This window comes from Bacillus sp. AFS018417 (assembly GCF_002560985.1).
Taxonomy (GTDB): Bacteria; Bacillota; Bacilli; order Bacillales; family Bacillaceae_G; genus Bacillus_A; species Bacillus_A rhizoplanae.
Genome location: NZ_NTTM01000125.1, coordinates 1 through 807 on the forward strand (window position 1 = coordinate 1; position 807 = coordinate 807).

Here is an 807-nt window from a genome sequence, read left to right on the forward strand (position 1 = left end):
AAACTTTGCAACAGAACCTTTAGGAATAATAACGCACGGAATTATTTTACTCTTTCTTCCATTATTAAAAGCAAAAGAAATCTTTAAAAACATAAGCATAGAGTCCCTTGTAATTTATCATTATGCTATTTTTTGGGTCGCTATTTTAAATATCCCTTATTTCTTTAAAAAAGAGAAGTTTGATCCAGAGATAGAAACAGCAATTAAAGGAATTGAGCTATATAAAGAACAAGGTGCAGCAGATTGGGAAGTAAAACAAGCTTATAAAGATTTAGCCTATGCAGTTATTAATAAAGTTCATCCCGTTGAATCATCAGAAAACTCGACCGCTAAACAAAATCCAACAATGTTTTGATAAAATCATCGCAAGAAAAAAGAATTCATTTTGAAGAAAGATTGGTCAAAATGAATTCTTTTTTAAACTAAAAATAGGGATATACCAAGAAGTTTTAATAATTGGGGTTTGTGTAGTAATGGAACAGAAACGGCAATAACACTTCAAACCTCTTATATCACTCCAATATGTCAGTACATTTTTAAATTACAGCAAACTCCTCCTCACATGGGAGAGGAGTTAGTTTTTGAACAATTGCTTGGTAGCACTTAATCCCATAAGAATTCCTCCGCCAATCCCAACGGTTCTGGTGCAAAAAATCTCTTAAACTTGGACATACTGATATTACTACTCTAGAAAAGGTGCGTGACCAGTATGGAAAAGGAAAATTTGTTCAAATGGAAGCATTATCAGCCTGAACTCATCTTATTAACAGTAAGGTGGTACCTACGGTACAATTTGAGCTTCCGTAA

The 807-nt window shown here is 33.1% G+C and carries 1 protein-coding gene and 1 pseudogene; both read left to right on the forward strand.

The annotated features are described in order from the left end of the window. The coding region (locus CN326_RS24830) for a hypothetical protein (RefSeq protein ID WP_176524761.1) at positions 1 to 355 on the forward strand (355 nt) is incomplete at its 5' end. A 354-nt stretch (positions 356 to 709) separates the two neighbouring features. Then, positions 710 to 807 (forward strand): annotated as a pseudogene (locus tag CN326_RS23795) (IS6 family transposase); the annotation flags it as partial.